The sequence below is a fragment of the Micromonospora sp. NPDC004336 genome, assembly GCF_053602615.1.
In genome coordinates, this window is record NZ_JBSGDY010000054.1 from 1 (window position 1) to 16960 (window position 16960).

Annotated in this window: 15 protein-coding genes and 3 pseudogenes; 2 read left to right on the top strand and 16 right to left on the bottom strand. The window is 73.9% G+C overall.

Translation table 11 applies throughout. The features are described from left to right. The 12 genes and pseudogenes from ACWENR_RS14190 to ACWENR_RS14245 all read right to left on the bottom strand — a co-directional run. The coding region (locus tag ACWENR_RS14190; RefSeq protein ID WP_452277443.1) for a PfkB family carbohydrate kinase at positions 1-167 on the bottom strand (167 nt) is incomplete at its 3' end. Beyond that, on the bottom strand, positions 164-1546 hold the full coding sequence (locus ACWENR_RS14195) for an ADP-ribosylglycohydrolase family protein (RefSeq protein WP_452277413.1): 1383 nt from the start codon (positions 1544-1546) through the stop codon (positions 164-166). The genes ACWENR_RS14190 and ACWENR_RS14195, both read right to left, overlap by 4 nt. Beyond that, complete coding sequence (locus ACWENR_RS14200) at positions 1543-2739, bottom strand: ADP-ribosylglycohydrolase family protein (RefSeq protein WP_452277414.1); 1197 nt, start codon at positions 2737-2739, stop codon at positions 1543-1545. The genes ACWENR_RS14195 and ACWENR_RS14200 overlap by 4 nt, the downstream gene beginning before the upstream one ends. Positions 2740-2741: 2 nt before the next feature. Continuing rightward, complete coding sequence (locus ACWENR_RS14205; RefSeq protein ID WP_452277415.1) at positions 2742-4034, bottom strand: ABC transporter substrate-binding protein; 1293 nt, start codon at positions 4032-4034, stop codon at positions 2742-2744. 36 nt (positions 4035-4070) lie between these two features. Then, positions 4071-4910, bottom strand: coding sequence for a carbohydrate ABC transporter permease (locus tag ACWENR_RS14210; protein WP_452277416.1), 840 nt, complete (start codon positions 4908-4910; stop codon positions 4071-4073). A gap of 58 nt (positions 4911-4968) precedes the next feature. Next, positions 4969-5904: a carbohydrate ABC transporter permease gene (locus ACWENR_RS14215; RefSeq protein ID WP_452277417.1), complete on the bottom strand. Its 936-nt coding sequence runs from the start codon at positions 5902-5904 to the stop codon at positions 4969-4971. After that, on the bottom strand, positions 5901-6968 hold the full coding sequence (locus ACWENR_RS14220; protein WP_452277418.1) for a LacI family DNA-binding transcriptional regulator: 1068 nt from the start codon (positions 6966-6968) through the stop codon (positions 5901-5903). The genes ACWENR_RS14215 and ACWENR_RS14220 overlap by 4 nt, the downstream gene beginning before the upstream one ends. A gap of 392 nt (positions 6969-7360) precedes the next feature. After that, positions 7361-8011: a hypothetical protein gene (locus tag ACWENR_RS14225; protein ID WP_452277419.1), complete on the bottom strand. Its 651-nt coding sequence runs from the start codon at positions 8009-8011 to the stop codon at positions 7361-7363. A 199-nt stretch (positions 8012-8210) separates the two neighbouring features. Continuing rightward, positions 8211-8930, bottom strand: coding sequence for a S1 family peptidase (locus ACWENR_RS14230; RefSeq protein WP_452277444.1), 720 nt, complete (start codon positions 8928-8930; stop codon positions 8211-8213). A gap of 36 nt (positions 8931-8966) precedes the next feature. Continuing rightward, positions 8967-9446 (bottom strand): annotated as a pseudogene (locus ACWENR_RS14235) (snapalysin family zinc-dependent metalloprotease); the annotation flags it as partial. A 116-nt stretch (positions 9447-9562) separates the two neighbouring features. Then, a complete protein-coding gene (locus ACWENR_RS14240; RefSeq protein ID WP_452277420.1) occupies positions 9563-9982 on the bottom strand; it encodes an NUDIX domain-containing protein in 420 nt (139 codons plus the stop codon). Between the two features lie 18 nt (positions 9983-10000). Then, the gene (locus ACWENR_RS14245; RefSeq protein ID WP_452277421.1) at positions 10001-10975 is read right to left on the bottom strand and encodes a DUF5937 family protein; all 975 of its coding nucleotides are present in this window, start codon (positions 10973-10975) and stop codon (positions 10001-10003) included. 72 nt (positions 10976-11047) lie between these two features. Between ACWENR_RS14245 and ACWENR_RS14250 the strand changes: the two genes are divergently transcribed. Continuing rightward, on the top strand, positions 11048-12319 hold the full coding sequence (locus tag ACWENR_RS14250; RefSeq protein WP_452277422.1) for an MFS transporter: 1272 nt from the start codon (positions 11048-11050) through the stop codon (positions 12317-12319). 88 nt (positions 12320-12407) lie between these two features. Here the strand turns inward: ACWENR_RS14250 and ACWENR_RS14255 are convergent, their stop codons facing one another. The 4 genes and pseudogenes from ACWENR_RS14255 to ACWENR_RS14270 form a co-directional block, all read right to left on the bottom strand. Continuing rightward, positions 12408-12890 (bottom strand): hypothetical protein, encoded by a 483-nt coding sequence (locus ACWENR_RS14255; protein WP_452277423.1) that lies wholly within the window; start codon positions 12888-12890, stop codon positions 12408-12410. A gap of 157 nt (positions 12891-13047) precedes the next feature. After that, complete coding sequence (locus ACWENR_RS14260; protein ID WP_452277424.1) at positions 13048-14949, bottom strand: protein kinase domain-containing protein; 1902 nt, start codon at positions 14947-14949, stop codon at positions 13048-13050. 103 nt (positions 14950-15052) lie between these two features. Then, positions 15053-15185: pseudogene (locus tag ACWENR_RS14265) on the bottom strand (Cmx/CmrA family chloramphenicol efflux MFS transporter); the annotation flags it as partial. Further along, a pseudogene (locus ACWENR_RS14270) lies at positions 15133-15381 on the bottom strand (IS982 family transposase); the annotation flags it as partial. The pseudogenes ACWENR_RS14265 and ACWENR_RS14270, both read right to left, overlap by 53 nt. Positions 15382-15520: 139 nt before the next feature. Between ACWENR_RS14270 and ACWENR_RS14275 the strand changes: the two are divergent. Next, the gene (locus ACWENR_RS14275; RefSeq protein ID WP_452277425.1) at positions 15521-16744 is read left to right on the top strand and encodes an alpha/beta hydrolase; all 1224 of its coding nucleotides are present in this window, start codon (positions 15521-15523) and stop codon (positions 16742-16744) included. The last annotated feature ends 216 nt before the right edge of the window (positions 16745-16960 follow it).

The following is a 16960-nucleotide window of genomic DNA, read 5'->3' on the forward strand; positions in this document are numbered from 1 at the left end:
CACCGCGCGCCCGCGCGGGCGGCGGCGACGGCCTGGTTGGCGCCCTTGCCGCCGGGCACCGTCCGGAAGTCCTCCCCCAGCACCGTCTCGCCGGGGCGGGGCAGCTGCGGCGCGGTGACCACCAGGTCCAGGTTGGCGCTGCCCACCACGACCACCCGCGCGCTCACGCGAGCCCGCCCCGGGTCGCGGTGACGCCGGACGGCGCCGGGTCGGCGAGGGCGAGGGTGCGGGCGGCCAGCTCGCCGAAGCCGATGCCGTCGAAGCCGGCGATGCTGCTGGCCAGCCGGTCGCGCAGCGGGCCGACCCACCGCTCGGGCAGCCCGGACGCGCCGGTCAGCGCCCCGGTCACCGCGCCGACGGTCGCGCCGGTCGAGTCGGTGTCCCAGCCGCCGCTGACGACCGCGCAGATCGACCGTTCCAGGTCGCCGCGCCCGTACGCCAGCGCGGCGGCGACCAGCGCGGCGTTGTTGCGCACGTGCACCCAGTGCAGGTGGCCGTGCCGGGCGTACAGCTCGTCCACCACCGTCTCCCAGTCGTCGACCGTCGAGCCGAGGGCGCGCGCCTCCCGGACGGCGGCGGTGAACCGGCTGCGCGGCGGCAGCACCGACTCGCCGGCGTCGAGCACCTCGTCGACGTCGCCCGCCACGGTCGCGGCGGCGGCCAGCGCGGCGACCCAGATCGCCCCGTACGCCCCGGCGCGGACGTGGCTGACCGCGGCGTCGCGCCAGGCCAGCTCGGCGGCCAGGTCGGGGCGGCCGGGGTTGACCCAGCCGTACACGTCGGTACGGATCTGCGCGCCGATCCACTCCCGGAACGGGTTGTGTCGCCGCGCCGTGTCCGGCGGGGCCAGCCCCAGCAGCAGGTTGCGGTAGGCCACCCGTTCGGCGGTGAAGACCCGGCCGCCGGGCAGCCAGTCCAACCAGGCCTGCGCCACGTCGGCGCTGGTGAAGTCCCGCCCGTGGGTCTCCAGCACGCGCAGCGCCAGCAGCGCGAAGTTCAGGTCGTCGTCCTCGGGCATCCCGTCGATGTTCTCGGCGAGGCTGGTCGGGGCGCTGCGCCGGTTCCACGGCCAGCGGGCCGCCACGTCGGCGGGCAGCCCCCGGGCCGTGAACCAGTCGCGCAGCGGCCACCGGCCGGTGGCGACGAGGATCTCCCGGATCCCGTGCCGGGGGATCTTCTCCACCGGCTTGCCGAGCAGGCAGCCCGCCGCCCGGCCGAGCCACGCGCCGTGCAGCCGGTCGTACGCGGGCGGGCCGGTGGGCAGCGACCAGGCCGCCGGCCAGGTGGCGCGGACGTCGGCGAGGTCCTCGGGCTCGTCGGCGCTGCCGGCGCCCGGCAGCGCGTCGGCCTCGTCGAGCAGCCGGGCGGCCAGCGCCCGCAGCGGCGGCGCGGCCGGCGTCGGCGAGGCCCCGCTGACCGGCGGGGTCAGCTCCCCGCCGGCCTCGCTCCACTCCCGCGCGATCGCGTCGACGTCGCGCCCCTCGTCCCGGCTGGCCGCGATCTCGTGCGGCAGCAGGTCCTCGGGCTGCACCCAGGTGATCCTCACCGCGCCGGCTCCCCGGCCACCGCCCCCGACGGTCCGTCGACCGTGCCGCCCGCCGGGGCGTCGGTGAGGCCGCCGAAGCGCTCGGCGCGGCGGGCGAAGCGCTCCCGGTCGCGGTCGAAGACCTCCGTGGCGACCTCGGCGAGCGCCCGGGCGGGCGCGACCAGGTCGGTGCGGGACGCGCCCGCGACCGCCTCCGACCACTGTGCCGGCACGGCCGCCGCGCCGCCGAGCGCCCCGGCGATCGCCCCGGCCATGGTGGCGGTCGAGTCGGCGTCGCGGCCGTAGTTGACCGCGCCGAGCACCGCCTCGCGGAAGTCGCCGCCGGCCACCACCAGCATGCCGATGGCCACCGGCAGCTCCTCGATGGCGTGCAGCCGGCTCGGCCGCCGGGCGCCCAGCCCGGGGCTGCGGTACTCCTCCCCCACCGTGTCGTAGGGGGCGACCGCGGCGCGCAGCGGGCCGATGGCGGCCCGCCAGTCCCGGTGCCCCCGGGCCTCCTCGACCACGGCGTCGATGGCCGACCGGGTGCCGTCGCGGGCCAGGTCGAGCGCGGCGGCGACCACGTCCTCGACGCCCGCGCCCGGGGCCGCGGCGGCGGCGACCGCGGCGGCGAAGACCGCCGCGGCCTCCCGACCGTAGCTGTGCTGGTGCGCCCCGGCGATCTCCACCGCCTCGGCGTACGCCCCGGCCGGATCGCCCGCGTTGACGATGCCGACCGGGGCCATGTACATGGCCGCTCCGCAGTTGACGATGTTGCCGACCCCCGCCTCGCGCGGGTCGGCGTGCGCGTGGTGCAGGCGGGTGACCAGCCACCGCTCGGCGGCCGCGAGCCGGTGGAAGGTCACCCCCTCACGCTCCAGGTCCGGGATGTACACCACCCGCTCGATCAGGTCGGGGACGAGCAGTTCCACCACGTCGTACGCGTCGAGGTGGTCGCGCTTGGCCGCGTACGCCCGGACGAGCGCGTGGGTCATCAACGTGTCGTCGGTGATGTGCCCGTCGCCCTTGTGGTACGGCGCGAGTGGCCGCGCGGTGGCCCAGTCGGCGTGGTACGGGGGCACGATGCCCTCGACCCAGCCGCCGAAGCGGGCGCGGATCTGCTCCGGAAGCGCCGTCTCGGTCGCCCCGCCGAGGGCGTCACCCACGGCGGCTCCGACGAGACATCCGACTGACTTGTCGAGAAGGAGAGACATCGTTACCTCAGAACCTGCTTGCCACCGTCGACCAGCTGCGTGCCGAGCTGGTCAAGGGTGATCTTGTTGGCGAAGTACTGCTGGAGGGCCGGGGTGGCGTACTTGGTCTTCCACTCCGGGTAGCCCTGGGCCTGCTGGAACGGCGCGACGGTCAGGTCGGCGGCGCTGTCCGCGGCGACGTCCCAGCCCTGCTTGCCGCCGGTGAGCTTGACCAGTTCCTCGTTGGCCTGCTTGCCGGTCGGCACCAGCCAGTCGCCCTTGGCCAGGGCGGCCATGTTGGTCGGGTTCAGGAAGAACTCGATGAACTGCGCCGCCTGCTTCTTGTGCTTGGAGTCCTCGGCGACCGACAGGGTCTGCGGGTTGGCGGCCTGCTTGCTGGACAGCCCCTTGATCGGCGGCAGGGTGACCCACTCGAAGCCGGCCGGCGCCTGCTCGACCATCTGCTGGCGCAGCGACACCGAGCCGGGCAGCATCGCGTACTTGCCGCCGAAGAAGCCGGGCAGGGTGTCCGCGCCGCTCATCCCGAGCGCCTCCGGGGAGGCCGACTTCGCGGTGTAGATCATGTCGTGGATGCGCTTGGGGACCTCCTTCTCGGCGTCGCCGACCCGGACCTCGGTGCGGCCGCCGTCGGTGTAGAAGAACTTCCCGTCGAAGTTGAGCGCCAGGTTCAGCACCCGGTTGGTGGGCGACTTCAGCGCCCAGGCCGCGCCGTACTGGCCGGGCTTGGTGAGCTTCTGCGCGTTGGCCTGGAACTCGTCCCAGGTCCAGCCGCCGTCGGCGGGCGGCACCGCGACGCCGGCCGCGTCGAGCAGCTTCTTGTTGGCGATGACGACCTGCGACTCCAGCAGGAACGGCACGCCGGTGACCTTGCCGTCGTAGGTGACGGTGTCCCAGATGCCCTTGTCGATCTGACCCTTCAGGTCGTCGGAGACGAGCTTGGACAGGTCGGCCAGGTAGCCCTGCTTGCTGAACTCGCCGATGGCGGACGCCTCGTAGTGCACGATGTCGGCCGCGTCGCCGCCCTCGAAGGACGTGAGCAGCTGGTCGTGGATCGAGTTCCAGTCACCCTGGACGTACTCGACCTGGATGTCCGGGTGCTCGGCGTTCCACTTGGCGACCAGGTCCTTGTTGGCCTGCAGCGACTCCTTCTGCCAGGCCAGGCTGAGGAAGCGCAGCTTGACCGGGCCGGACGCGGCCTCGTCGTCGCCGCCGTCACCGCACGCGGTGAGCGCGCCGAGGCCGACGACGGCGACCGCCGCCGCCGCGGCGAGCCGACGGAATCTGGTACGGAGCATGGGGGGTACCTCCTTGGTGGTGGATGGGGGACGGGGTCAGCCCTTGACCGCGCCGGCGAGCGACCCGGACGAGAGCCGGCGTTGCATGAACGCGAAGAAGATCAGGCTGGGCAGGGTGGCCAGCAGCGAGCCGGCCGCCAGCGGGCCCAGGCGGGCGGTGCCCTCGATGCCCACGAAGCGGGCCAGCGCGACCGGCAGGGTCGCCAGCTCGGGGGTCTTGATCAGCACGAGGGCGAAGAAGAACTCGTTCCAGGCCGAGATGAACGAGAACAGGGCGGTGGCGACCAGCCCGGGGGCGAGCAGCGGGAAGACCACCCGCCGCAGGATCTGCACCCGGCTGGCGCCGTCGACGGAGGCGGCCTCCTCCAGTTCGCGGGGGATGTTGCGGACGAAGCCCTGCAACATCCACAGCGCGAACGGCAGCGCCCACACCACGTAGATCAGCACCAGCCCGGCGTGCGTGTTGGCCAGCCCGACCTGCCGCAGCACCAGGAAGATCGGGATGATCAGCAGCACGAACGGGAAGAGCTGGGACAGCAGCACCCAGCCCAGCGCCGCGGTGCCGAGCTTCGAGCGGAACCGCGCCAGGGCGTACGACGCGGGCAGCGCCACCAGCACGGTGAGCACGGCCGAGGCGAGCGAGACCTGGAGGCTGTTCAGCGCGGCCCGGCCCAGCTCCTGCTCGGTGAACGCCTGGACGAAGTTCTCCACCGTCGGGTTGGTGGGGATCAGCGTCGGGTGCAGCTGGACCAGCTCGCGCGGCGGCTTGAACGCCGTCGAGACCAGCCAGACCAGCGGGAACCCGAGGAAGATCAGGTAGCCGGCCAGCGCGAGGTACTGCAACGCCCGCCCGGTGCGGCTCGGCTTTCCGAACATCACTGCCCTCCGATCAGGACTGCGGGGCTCGCGGGGTCACTCCCGACACCGACCATGGCTAGTTCGCCTCCCTGAGCCGGCGACGGAGATAGACGGCCAGCAGCGCCACGATGATCACGACCATCACGTTGCCGAGCGCGGCGGCGTAGCCGTAGTTGCCGTAGCGGAACGCCTCCTCGTAGGCGAAGAGCATCGGCAGCATGGTCTTGCCGCCCGGCCCGCCGGCGGTCAACACGTAGACCAGGCCGAACGAGTTGAAGTTCCAGATGAAGTCCAGCGAGGTGATCGCCACGATCACCGGGGCCAGCGCGGGCAGCGTGACGTGCCGGAAGCGGTGCCAGGTGCTGGCGCCGTCCACCGCCGCCGCCTCGTGCAGCTCGCGACCCACCCCCTGCAGGCCGGCGAGGAGCACGACGGTGGTCTGCGGCATGCCCGCCCACACCCCGACGACGATCACGGCGGGCAGGGCGGTGCCGAAGTCGCCGAGCCAGTTGGTCCGCAGCCCGTCGGCGCCGACGCGGTGGAAGAACTCGTTCAGCAGGCCGGCGTCGGGGTGGTAGACCAGCTTCCACAGGATGCCGACCACCACCGGCGGCATCGCCCACGGCACCACGGCCAGCACGCGCGCCACGCCGCGGAAGCGCAGCCGCTGGTTGAGCAGCAGCGCGAGCCCGAGGGCCAGCAGGAACTGCAGGACGGTCACCCCGAACGCCCAGAGCAGGCCGACCTGGAAGGAGTTCCAGAACAGCTCGTCGCCGAGCAGCTCGCGGTAGTTCTCCAACCCGGTGAAGCTCACGTCGACGTTGCGTCCGGCCCGGGCGTCGGTGAACCCGAGGTACATGCCGCGTACCAGGGGGAAGACCGACAGCACCAGGATCGGCAGCAGCGACGGGAGCAGCAGCAGGTAGATCATGGTCCGGTCGGAGCGGGACCGGGTGTGCCGCCGGCCCGGACCGTTCCGGTCGACGTCCGGCCGCTGCGCGACGGTGGTCACGACGGCACCTCCTCGGTGGACGGGCGGGGGGCGGGCACGGCAGCCCGGCTGGAGGCGCGGACGGCGAGGCCGGGCGACACCTGTTCCCGGCGGGGCGGCAGGGCCGGGTCGTCGATCCGCTGCAGCAGCAGCTCGGCCGCCCGGCGACCGCGCTCGGCCGAGCCGAGCGAGACGCTGGACAGCTGGGGGAACATCATCTGGGCCAGCTCGGTGTCGTCCATGCCGACCACCGCCACGTCCTCGGGCACCCGGTGCCCGGCGGCCAGCAGCGCGTGCAGCGCGCCGACGGCGATCAGGTCGTTGGCGCAGACCAGGGCGTCCGGGCGGGCCCGGGCGAGCAGCCGTTCGGTCGCCGCGCGACCGGGCTGGTACTGGAAGTCGCCGACCTCGACCAGCCGCTCGTCGAGCGGGATGCCGTGCTCGGCGAGCGCGGCGCGGAAGCCGGCGTCGCGGGTGGCGCCGGGGACGGTGTCCAGCGGGCCGTTGACGAAGCCGATGCGCCGCCGCCCGGTGGCCACCAGGTGCTCCACGGCGAGCGCGACGCCGTGGCGGGAGTCGGTCCGTACGTTGTCGACGGGCGCGTCGGCGGCGAGCTGACCGACCACCACCACCGGCACCGGGCTCTGCACCAGCGCGGCGAGGTGGTCGTCGGTGACCCGGATCGGCGAGAGGATCATGCCGTCGACGTAGCGGTTGGCCAGCCGCCGCAGCAGGGCCGTCTCGTTGGCGATCCGCCCGCCGGTGGCGTGCACGAGCAGCTGCCGGCCGGACGCGGCCACCACCGCCTCGATGGCCCGCATCATCGACACGTAGACGGGGTTGCCGATGTCCTCGACGGCGAGCGCGATCAGGCCGGTGCGCTGCGACTGCAGCGAGCGGGCGATGGCGTTGGGCACGTACCCGACCTCGGCGGCGGCGGCGCGGACCCGGCGGATGGTCTCCTCGCTGCCGCCGACGCCGTTGAGGACCCGGGAGGCGGAGGCGATGGAGACGCCGGCGCGGGCGGCGACGGTGTGGACGGTGGGCCGGCTGTCGGCCGACTCATGTAAACGTTTACGACCCACGCGCGGCACCTCCAACTGATTTCCTGTAAACGTTTCCGGGGAGTCTGCGCCGCCCGTGGCGAACAGGTCAAGGGTCCGTTACGAAAACGTTTCCAACCGGCGGAAACGCTGGTCAGAGCGTCAGCAGCGGATCACGCGCGGTACCGCCGACGGCCGATGGGCGGCACCGGCCCTCCCGGACCGACGGCAGGCAGTCGGCAGTCGTCGGTCGAAGGTCCCCAGTCGGCAGCAGCGGCCACCAGCGGGCCGGCGGGCCGACGGGCCGGCAGGCGGCAGGCGGCAGGCGGCAGGCGGCAGGCGGCAGGCGGCAGGCGGCAGCGTCAGCCGCCATGACTGCAGGCGGAAGACCGCCACGACCGCGGTCGGTGGCCGTGCGGACCGGCGGGTGACCGTCAGGACCGGCGGTCGCGCTCCTGGCTCAGCCGCTCGTCGAGCCGGCCCAGCTCGTAGATGGCGTTGAGGTTCGTCGGCAGCCGGGTCACGTTGTCGAGCAGGGGCTCCCCGTCCGGGTCGGGCGTGGGAGCGGGCGCGCCGGCCGGGGCGGCGGGCGCCGGGGCGGCGGGTCGACGCCGGCGCGCGACGAGCAGCACCGGCACCGCGACGGCCGCCGCCGCCAGGCCGTAGGGCAGCCACCGCTCCGCTCCCCCGTCGTCCTTCAGCGGCGCGGCCCCGACGCTCGTCGGGGCGTCCGACGTGGACGTCCGCCCGTTCGGGGCGGGCACCGCCGCCTTCCGTTCGCCCGGCCCCTCCGCGGTCCGGCCCCCACCGGCGGCCGGAGCGGGCGTCGTGGCCGACGCGGTCGCGCCGGGCGCGGCCGGCGCCGCCGACGGATCGGCCGGCTTCGACGGGTCGGGCGAGGCGGACGGGTCGGACGGGGCCGGCGTCGGGGAGGCGCTCGGCGTCGCCCGGCCGCCGCCGGTGAGCAGGTCGTCGACGATCTGCCCCACGCCGCCGAGGAGGTCGCCGACGGGTCCGCCCGAGGCCGAGGGCGTGGGCGCGGGGGCGAGCGCCAGGGTCAGGGCGAGTGCGGCCACGGCGGGCATGGATCACCTCGGAGGGGGTCGATGTGTCACGCACCGTACCGCACGGCGGGTGCTCGCCGCGTGACGCCCCGGGCGGGCGGCGAGCGGGGGACGACGCTGGCGGGCGACGAGCGGGGAACGCGCCGGGCCGGCGACGAGCGGACCCCGGCAGACGACGAGCGGGGGACGCCGCGGCCGCGGCGTCCCCCGGGGTGGGCCGTCAGGCGGGCAGGCCGCCGACCTGGGTGTTGATCCAGGTCCGGATGGACGGCAGGTCCACGTAGATGGACGGGCCGGTGGCGCAGGTGGAGTTGTTGTTGCCGGCCCGGCTGGTGGCGCCGATCAGGGCCCAGGCCCCGTCGATGCGGCGCACCTGCGGGCCGCCCGAGTCGCCGTAGCAGGCGCCCGAGTTGCCGTTGGTGTTGTTGGTGCAGATCTCGTACGGGCCGTTGATGCCGAGGCAGCGGCTGTCCGACACGATCGAGGTGTCCAGCTCGTGGGCGACGGTCGGGGCGCCGCCGCAGCCCCGGGGAGCGCAGGTCTGGCCCCAGCCGATGATGCGGGTGGCGGTGCCGACGGCACCCGAGGTGCTGGGGATGGGCGCCGGGGCGTAGCCGACCGAGCTGGACAGTTGCAGCAGCTTCACGTCGACGCTCGGGTGGTTGACCGCGCGGACGACGCTGACCACGGTGCCGCCGCTGTTGCGGTAGATGCTGCCGACGCGCACCGAGGACGGCGTCGAGCAGTGCTTGGCGGTGACCGCCCAGTTGGCCTTGATCAGGGTGCCGGTGCAGCCGGAGACGTACACCATCCACGGGTAGTTCTCGGTGGCGGGCCGGCCACCGACCACGTACGGCGAGATGTCGCCGCCGTCGTTCCAGGAGAACGTGCCGGTGGGCACCTCGGCGGGGGCGAGGCCGCCGGCGAAGAGCTGGTCCACCCGGGACGCCTCGGCGGCGCTCGGGTAGGCGTTGGTGCAGGAGACCGGCGCGCTGCTGCCGGACATCAGGTCGGAGCAGAGCCCGGTACGCCGGTCGGGCAGGCCGAGGATGTGGCCGAGCTCGTGGGTGGCGATGCGGGTGCGGTTGTACCCCTGGTTGACGGCGGTCCAGCCCATCCAGACCCGGCCGGCGCCGAGGCTGGTGACCTGGGCGCGCGGCCAGCCGCTGTCGACGTAGATGGTGACGTTGCCCGGCGTGCGGGCCACCAGCTGGACGTTGCTGACCCGGCTGTTCCAGATGGCCGCGGCCTGGTCGAAGTTGGTGCGGAACTCGCCGGCGCGGCTGGCGTCGTAGTAGACGGTGCGGGCGGCGGCGGACGCGCTCGTGTCGGTGGCGACCTGCATTCCGGTTGCGGCCAGCACCGCCGCCAACGCGGCGGTCGCCGCGCGCAGCAGTTGTCGTCGGAACATACACGCACTCCCTGAGTTGGCCGGCGGCGTGCCACCGCCGGTCATCGATGTACGTGAATGCTAAGGCGAGCGCCGCCGATATACGGCATAACGGAATCGTCATACCGGCGTCCCCGCCCCGTCACCACCGGGACCACCCGACGGGCGGGTCCCCGTCGGGGTCAGGGCAGCGGGTCGGGCAGCATCGCCAGGGTCGCCGGCAGCTGCGAGTGCAGCGGCGCGGGCAGCGCGTCGCGGGTGAACCAGCCGATCCGGTCGAACTTGTGCGGCTCGCCGATCGCCACCTCGGCCGGGTCGACGCGCACCGCGAAGAGCACCGCCACCCAGTGCGAGGGCGGATCGTCGCGCAGCACGTTGCGCACCCCGAGCAGGGTGACCGACCGCGGCTCGGCCGCGTACTCCTCGGCGACCTCGCGACCGACCGCCGCCTCGAAGCTCTCCCCGAACTCCAGCGCGCCCGCGCCCGTGTCCCAGCTCCCCGGCTCGTCCCGGGCGCCGGCCGCGCGCCGGGCCAGCAGCAACCGCCCGGCGCCGTCGTGGCAGACGAAGACGCAGGAGACCCTCGGCGTGCGCACGGTCATGTCGGTTCCTTCCGTCGGTCAGGGGGCGGCGGCGACCAGCGCCTCCGCCGCGGTCGTCCGCGCGTACAGCACGAAGCGGCCGGCGCGGTGGGCGCCCACCAGGCCCGCGTCGCGCAGCGCCCCGAGGTGCGCCGACACCGTAGCGGGACTCAGCCCGCAGCGGTCGGCCAGCTCCGAGGTCGAGGTGGGCACCGCCAGCTCGTGCAGCAGCGCCGCCCGGGTACGCCCCAGCACCCGGGCCAGCCCTCGGCCGTGCGGGGTCGGGTCCCGCTCCCACAGCGTCGCCACGGCGCGGGCCGGGTAGCGCAGCACGGGCTGGCCACCCGGCGAGCCGAAGTTGGACCAGACCCGGGGTCCGGCGAAGACCGACGGGACCAGCAGCAGGCCGCGCCCGTCGAGACGCACCTCGCCGGAGACGACGAGGTGGTCGACGTGCAGCGTGTCGCCCTCCAGCCGGACGTACGGGTCCAGGTGGTTGAGCAGGCCCTGCACCCCGTCGGTGGCCATCCGGGCCGCGCCGAGCAGCACCTCCCGCTCCAGCAGGGTGCGCATCCGCGGCCAGTACGGCCCGAGCGCCACGTCGGCGTACGCCCGGACGACCGTCGCGAGCCGCGCCAGCCCGGCCGGCGGATCGTCGTACAGCTCGGCGAGGCCGGGTGGACGCGGCCCGGGCTGGCCGTCGAGGCTGGCCCGCACGGCCTCGGCCGGGGTGGCGACCAGGGTGGCCAGCTCCACGTCGAGGGTGGGCTGCGACGTGGCCGGCGGCGGGCAGACGAAGGTCGGGATGACCACCGCGGGATCCGGAACCAGGTCGGCGAGGAGCCGCCAGTCCAGGCCGGCCAGGCGCGGCCGGACCCGCTCGGCCCAGGGCAGGTGCTCCGGGAACCGGCGCGCGCCCCGGAGGATCCGCACGCTGGCGACCACCTCCCACAGCGGCGACACGGCGAACCGCGTCGTCGCGAGGTCCCGCGCCTCCAGCCCGACCAGCATCATCGTCCACCCCCGTGGATTCGGCGAGGATCGAATCTATCGCCTTCGGGGGGCGCCACCGGCACGGTGGGCGGCATGACCACCGCTGCGACGGCGACGGCCACCGGCCGGCGTCCCGATCCCCGCTGGCCCCGCTCGTTCCGCCTGCTCTACGCCGCCGCCCTCGTCGACGGCATCGGGTTCCACGTCGGCCACCTCGCGGTGCCGGTGCTCGCCGTCTCCCTGCTGGCGGCCAGCCCCGGTCAGGTGGGGCTGCTGGGCGCGCTCAGCACCGCCGCGTTCCTGGTGATCGGCCTGCCGGCCGGGGTCTGGATCGACGGGTTGCCCCACCGGGCCGTGCTGGTCACGGCCGACGTGCTGCGGGCGGCGCTCGTCGCGTCCGTGCCGGTGGCCTGGTGGGCCGGCGGGCTCACCATGGGGCAGCTCTACGTGGTGGTGCTGCTGACCGGCGTCGGGACCGTGTTCGCCGACGTGGCGGCGCAGAGCTACCTGCCGGAACTCGTCGGCCGCGACCGGCTGGTGGCGGCCAACTCGCTGATGATGAGCACGAACGCCACCCTCCAGATCGCCGGACGAGGGCTCGGCGGGCTGGTGGTGCAGGTCCTCACCGCGCCGGTCGCGATCGTCGCGGACGCGCTGAGCTTCGCCCTCTCCGCGGCGATCCTCGGGCGGATCCCCGCCGGCGCCCCGCGCCGGCCGGCACGTCGGGAGGCGGGCGGGTTCGGCCGGCGGTTGAGCGCCGGCGTCCGGCACGTGACCGGCAACCCGCTGCTGCGGCCGCTCGCCCTGTCCACCGCGAGCATCAACCTCACCATGCAGTTGACCACCACGATGCTTCCGGTGGTGTTCCTGCGCGAGCTGGGCCTGGGCGCGGGCGCCCTCGGCGTGTTCCTCGGCGTGGGCGGGGTCGGGGCGCTGCTCGGCGCGGTGACCGCCCGGCCGATGGCCGACCGGATCGGCCACGGTCGGGCGCTCTGGCTGCCCGGCCTGCTCGTCGCGCCGCTGGGCGGGCTCGTCGCACTGATCGACACCGGGGCGATGCTGTGGGCGGCGGGGCTCGGCTGGCTGGCGCTGGCCTGGCGCACGGGCGTGGGCAACGTCATCGGGGTCAGCCTGCGCCAGGCCGCCACCCCGGACGCGCTGCTCGGCCGGATGAACGCCACCTTCCGCTTCCTGCTCACCGGAGCGCTCACCGTCGGCGCGGTGGCGGCCGGCCTGCTCGGCCAGTACGCCGACGTCCGGACCTGCCTCGTGGTCGGCGCCCTCGCCAACGCCCTGACCTGGCTGCCGGTGTTCTGTTCGCCGCTACGGACGCTGCGCCGCCCGCCCGCGCCGGCCGACGCCTGACGGTCACCCTTCTCCGGTGGACGTCACGGCTCGCGCCGTCGCCGGCGCCGGGTGGTGGCGCCTGACGCTCGCCCTTCTCCGGGGGACGTCACGGCTCGCGCCGTCGCCGGCGTCGGACGGCGCCGGCGTTGTGGGAGGCGACGCGTCGCACGTCGCCGGCGGCCAGGGCGAACAGCGCCAGCGCGCCGGCGAGGGTCCAGTTCACACCGAGCACGAAGCCGCGCTCCGACCCCGCCGGCGCCACCGCGTAGCCGACGGTCGCCGCCGCCAGCGCCGCCAGCGCCATGGCCAGACGCGCCGACGTCTCCCAGCGCACGGGCCAGCGGCGCGGCGCCGCCGGCGGCGGGCCGTCGCGCAGGCGCCAGGCGACCACGACGACGAGCAGCGCACCGAGCGCACCGGCTCCCCCGACGATCAGCCACGGCAGGCCGAACGCTCTCGCGCCCCGGGCCGCCGACGTCGCACCCATGGCGGCGAGCAGGGCGAACGCCGCCGCCAGCAACCCGTGGACGAGGATCACCCGCGTCAGGCGACCGCGCAGCCGGCTCGGCTCGGTGGTGGGTGTCGACACGCTGGCCTCCCCTGCTCGGGTCCATCCGCATCGTGTCACGCGACGACCTGCGGCGTCTCCTCTCATCGGCCAGCGATCGCGGCGCGGGTCGAGACGCGGCGGGTCCGCGCCGCTCCCCAGGCTGCTTCCCCGACGGCCGTGACCTGCCGTGCCAGCGCTACTTCTGCAACACGTACGACACCAGAAGCATCAGGACGTGGGCCGCCAGGTAGGCGACGGCGAGCCCGGCCAGCAGCCAGAGACTCCATGGCATGCGGAAGGGATAGTGCTCGAACCCCGGCGGGGTTGGTGCGCCGGGCGGCGCCTCCCACACCGGGGCGTCAGGGGCAACGCGGCGGATGGCGCCGGCGACCTCGTCGACGCCCATCCGGATATCGCCGACAGTGAGAGTGCATCCACCCCCTGTCGCCGCGCGTAGCGTCCCGTTGACGTCCAGGGAGCGACGGATCTGGGGCGACAGGTCGGCGGGCAGCCCCAGGACCAGCCGGCTTCGGTCCGGCCGCCCGTTGACCGCCAGCACACTCACCGTCCACAGCAACGGCCACGGCAACGTCATGGCGGACTGGCCGCGGGGCTGCAGCCAGAGCCCGTCCTCGGCAGCCAGGACGAGCCCCCACCGCCCGAACCGGCTCAGCCACCAGCCGAAGCCGAGCATCGCCAGGAAGAAGGCCACCGAGAGGATCGCCCCTGACCGGAACAGCAACAGCGACGTGAACGCGGCGAACAGGGCCAACAGAGCGACCCCCAGGAAGGCGAGCGCGTTCGCGACCCTGATCGCCGACGGGGCCCGTAACGGTTCGAGAACCTCGATCGCCTCGCCGTCGTCGTCCGGGTCTTCCCCGACCGGACCCGCCGGATCTGGCGATACGGGTGCCACAGCACGCAGCGGTCGCGCGCCGAGGAACAAGGCGGGCGACCCGGCGGGGGACGTCGGGCTCTCACCGGACGGGCCTCGCGGGGTGGGCACGGCCCCGTCGGCAGTCCCGTCCGTCCGGGTCGACCCGAGGGGCGCCGACGCGCCGTCGACCCGGGTCGGCGCCGGCGGACGAACAGGCCGCGTCGGCGACGGCCCGACCGTCGCCTGGGGTACGGCCTCGTCGGGGGGCGACGGGGGGAACGGCGGCGGCGATCCGGCCGTTGCCGCCGAAGGCTGCCCGCCAACGCGTGGCACCAGGAGCTCCGCGGCGGCGGTGTAGGTCAGCTCGGCGATCCGGTGCCGTAGTTCCGTGACGTCCGTTCCGTCGGCACTGGCGATCGCCAGCAACCGGGAGCGGACCGCTGGCAGCGACGGCCGGGCCGCCGGGTCGTGCGCCAGCATGTCGGTGAGCACCGGTGTCAGTTCCGCCGGCACCCCGGCCAGGTCGGGCCCCACCTCAGGATCGGTGATGCGCAGCAACAACGAGTGCAGCCCGCTCGTGCCCGGATAGAGCTCGTGCCCGGTGGTGGCGTAGACGAGGGTGGCGCCAAGGGCGTAGATGTCGACCGCCGCGGTGAGGAGCCGCTCGCCCCGCACCTGTTCCGGGGACATGTAGGCCGGGGTGCCGATGAGCAGCCCCGTCTGGGTGTGCCGGCTGCCGTGTTCGGTCAGCACGGCGAGACCGAAGTCGATCAGCACCGGCCCGTCGGGGCCCAGGATCACGTTCTGCGGCTTGAGGTCCCGGTGCAGCACGCCGGCCTGGTGCACCCGGGCGAGCCCGTCGGCGAGCATCGCCCCGGCCATCGCGGCCAGCCGGACGGGCAGCGGTCCGCGTGCCCCGACGTACTGGTTGACGGTGGCGCCGGGGACGTACTGAACGGCGAGCCAGGCAGGATCGCCCAGCGGGTCGGCGTCCTCCAGCCGGGCCACCCGGGACCCGTAGACGCGCCTCAGGTTCTCGATCTCGGTGGCGAAGCGGCGCCGCAGGTTGTCGTCACTGACCAACTCCTGCCGGATCACCTTCACGGCCGCCCGGTCACCGGTCGAGGACACGCCGAAGTAGACGTTGCCCATCCCGCCCGCCCCGAGCAGCCGGAGGAGCCGGTAGTCGCCAAGTTGCCCGACCTCACCCGCCACTGTCACCCCGTCTTGTCACCGCGGCACCCCGGCTCATCCTTCCATAATGGATCGCAGCGCGGCCGGCCCCACCGACCCGGTCTGACACCACACCTCCGCGATGTGAGCCGAGCAGAACCGCGAAACTCGCCGTGCGGGCGCCCACGACGTGGGCCGCGGCGAACACCGGGACGAACGTGCGCGGCTGGCAGCGGCGCGCCGACGATCATCCCGACCGCGAGCGCCGAGGTCAGGAGCCCGGCGGCCAGTCGGATGCGCGGGGGCGAACCACAGCCAGCGGCCCTCGGACCGGATCCGGAGCAGCACCTGGGCCACCGCGAGGGTCAGCAACTCCGCGTCTGACAGCTTCGGTGGCCGACCGGACCTACGAGGCCGCCCCAGCCAGTCGTCGATCTTCACGTACAGTGCGGCGAGAAGGGTGTCGAGGTTCGTCGCCACAAACGGATCGTCAGCACCCTTCGCTACGTCCCCAGCCCCGGATGGACCTGGGGATCACTCGGCCAGGGGCAGCATCAACGAGATGCTACGTAGCGCCCCGTCATCGACAAGGGGTGCCGACTCCGACTGTGGAGATGCCATGCCGATGGGATATGTCGTGACGGTGGCGCTCGCCGCCTGGTGCACGTTCTTCGCCGTAGTCGCGCCGCGCCGGCCACATCCAGTGGCGATGATGAGCTGGTTCTTCGGGATGGTGATCAACGAGCTGCCGTTCCTGGGCATCTACTTCCTGGTAGCCGCCACCGCGCTGGCCGCTTCAGAGGGCGATCTTGACTCGACGGGCGCCAAGATCACGGCCGGCGTGGCCGCCGTAGTCATCGCCGGTCTCGTCGTCGCGGCCTGGAGGGGCATACGCAGTGACCGGGCGGTCGGGCAGGCGCTTGAGCAGGGATTGGGGACAGGCTGGCGGAGCCGCGTGCGCGTACCGCTGCGTCGCCACCGGCCCTGGGCACGCATCCTGCTGGCACCGTTCCTGCGAGCGCGACATGACGTGGAGCGGGTCAAGAACATCAGCTACGGGGACGCCGGGCGCCGAAACCTCCTCGACGTCTACCGCCACCGCGACGCGCCGCAGAACGCGCCCGTCCTGATCTACTTCCACGGCGGCGGCTACACCAGCGGGAAGAAGAGCCGTGAGGCGCGGCCCCTGCTCACCCATCTCGCGAGCCAAGGGTGGGTGTGCCTCAGCGCCAACTACCGGTTGCGGCCCCAGACCACGTTCCCCGGCCACCAGATCGACGCCAAAAAGGTCATCGCCTGGGTCCGCACGAACGGCCACGCGTACGGCGCCGATGCATCGAGGCTGTTCGTGTCGGGCAGCTCCGCCGGCGCCAACATTGCGGGCCTGTGCGCCCTCACCCCCAACGACCCGACGTTCCAGCCCGGCTTCGAATCGGTCGACACGACGGTCACCGGCGCCATCTGCCTCTACGGCTACTACGGCCACTACTTCGGCGAGGAACCCGACGAGGCTCCGCCGGCACTCCAGCCACAGGGGTACGTCCACGCCGAGGCGCCACCGTTCTTCATCGCCCACGGCACCAAAGACGCCTGGGGCACCGTCGAGGGCGCCCGGCACTTCACCGCCCGCCTGCGCCGCGCCGGGGACAACACCGTGGTCTACGCCGAACTTCCGGGCGGGCAACACTCGTTCGACATCTACCACTCACCGCGCTTCGAGGCGGTGGTAGACGGCATCGAGGCGTTCACGGCCTGGGTCCTGGCCGATCGACAGCCGGCCCCGTCCGTCCCGCGCCTCGCCGCACCGCAGGCTGCCGCTGAGCGCACCAGGCATGCTTCATAGCGACCGCCCACCCAGTAGACACTGACAGCGAAAGTGCCTCTCATCTGCGACGACAGGACTCGCCGAGGGTCCACAACCGTTGCAGGAGAGACACTTTTCGCGTGCTGACGCCCTCGCGGTCGCGGGACGACGCGCGGGTGGACATGATCCGGGCCGTGTCGCGGTTGACCTGGCGGTGTCGATCGCCGAACTGATCGACGCCGCGGCGCTGGGCAG